Annotated in this window: 1 protein-coding gene; it reads left to right on the plus strand. The window is 60.7% G+C overall.

The genetic code is table 11. The annotated features are described in order from the left end of the window. The first annotated feature begins 900 nt into the window (after nucleotides 1–900). Entirely contained in the window at nucleotides 901–1,263 is a 363-nt protein-coding gene (locus tag Q2T94_RS20455; protein WP_302266480.1) for a hypothetical protein, read from the plus strand. Nucleotides 1,264–2,070 lie beyond the last annotated feature (807 nt).

The raw sequence follows: 2,070 nt of genomic DNA on the forward strand, positions 1-2,070 counted from the left end.
ACCTTCAAAGTGGGCTCCATTATTCCCCGCCAACAAAGGGAAGCAGGGGTCGATACGAGAAAGAAGATGGCCGTTTTGAATAGATTGGTGAAAGTGATCCGCGCCTCACGAGGCAGACCAAAGCTGTCAACGGACTAAATACGTGGTCCACCATTGACGAAGCGAGAGGGCTTTGCCTCGCACCAGATCCACCTAATAACTCCAACAGACGATTCGAACAAAGTGCGCCCCTGTCTTTCAACCCAAAACGGCGCTCGTATTTCCGTCCAGGCCTCGATCGCCCACCCGGCCGCGGGGGTGGCTCCCTGCAGGATGGGCAGAGCCGGGATTGGATTGATATTGAGTCTGGGGCGTCCGTGGTTCCAAGATGCGGCAACTGCGCAGTCTCGCCCATACTGACCAACCCGTAGGGGTCCTCGCGATTCAAAGGTCGCTTACCCATCCGGCAGCGCTGTTCCGATCGGAAAGCTTCACGCGGACTGAAGTCCTCAAGCAGAATCTGTTTTATGGGAATCTGGCCTCAGAGAGGCCGAAGTCGGCAGTGTAGGCGTTGGTCAGGGTGCTTGGGCGCCGGCTGCCGGGACCTTCTTGGGAAGGAACAGAAGCTGATCGGTGCATCCATGAGGATGACCGCGCCGTTGACTGCAAGCCCGAAATGGACTCCGCGCAGGATCACTTCGGCGCCTTCGTGGTTCGGCAATGCAACCACCGAGCAGGTCAGCGCTTGTGCTTGCGCTTGCGATCAGGGTTCCGATGGTGAATGCCGCCTTCTGGGTTCGTCCGGCGAGGTGCTGTTCGGCATGCCGTAGCCCGGAGATCACCGCGACCGTATAGGCGACGATCCGCAGTACGTGTCCGAGGCCGGCAACCCCTGTAACGATGAGCATGCGGATGAAGCCAATGCTGACATTCATGCCAAGTCGCAGCAGGCTGATTGTTGCCAGCACTGAGGATTCGACGGTTTCCGTGGAGCAGGCCGGCATGGCGCCTACGCAGTGGCCCCATCATGCGGCCAGCCTGCTAGCGGGGCGGATAGCGCAGTGCTACAGCCTGACTGGTGAAGAGTTCTTCAAGACACTTCGATTCGATCTTGATTCAGAAGGCGTACTCGACAATCTCGTTGGTGGACATGGCATTCCGATACCTGCCAACCGCGTGTACCCGTGGATTGGTGAAGCCATCGAGCCCCCGACCGATATTGGCACGGTTCTCCACTGGGGCGGTGCGCCTGGCGAGTTGTTTCTTGCCGACGAGCTCGCATAGGTGTTCCATGTCCCTGTCACCCACCTTCAACGTCTGCACGGTAGCGTCCACGACCTCGGTGGCGATGCCGATTTTTCCTGTCTGTTACAGCCAGGTCTATCGGTTGACAGCACCATTGGCGAACAAGGGAGCTTCCTCCCTTCGTAGGCCTGCGGTCCGCCGACGGCTGACGGTCGAAAGAGCAACATCTGCGGGGCGAAGCTGCTCGCGCCGCGAGACTGTGGTGGCGTGCTTCGGATTCGTCAGAACTGAGCGCTGACAGCGCAGCGGTCTCTGCCATCCATGTCATGCTCAGGGCTCTCAAACGTGCGGGATGGTTCGGACATGGTGCGTGGTGTTTATGCCCCGCGGTCTCCGCCATTGCGTCAGTCCCGTCCGCGGTCGGCGCCGGAAGCTCGCAAAAGACTAGCGGCCATGAATAAATGCGCACCGGCGGGCATTGGCTCATGGCCATGTGCGGAATCGTCCGCGACCGCCGGGCGGGCATGCATCTGGGGCAGGCCTTTGGTACTCGGGGGCGCATCGTCATTGCCGAAGACTTGGACGGTGAACGCATGTCGCTCCGGATGCAGGTCCACACCGTCGGTTTTCGTTGCCATGCCGGGCGGCGCGGGCACTGCGGGGCGTCCAAGCAGCGTCGATCAGTGGCTGGCCCAACGGCCAGCAGGGAAATGCCCACAGGCCTGCGGGGTAGGGAGGGATGCGAACTCCGAAAACCGCGGATTAATTCTTTTTGCTTGGGGCCGCCGGCGGGTAGTCCTCATGGCCATCCCGGGCGGATCCAGTGCCTTCGCGCTGGCCGCCAGT

The organism is Paeniglutamicibacter sulfureus (assembly GCF_030512175.1).
Classification (GTDB): Bacteria; Actinomycetota; Actinomycetes; order Actinomycetales; family Micrococcaceae; genus Paeniglutamicibacter; species Paeniglutamicibacter sulfureus.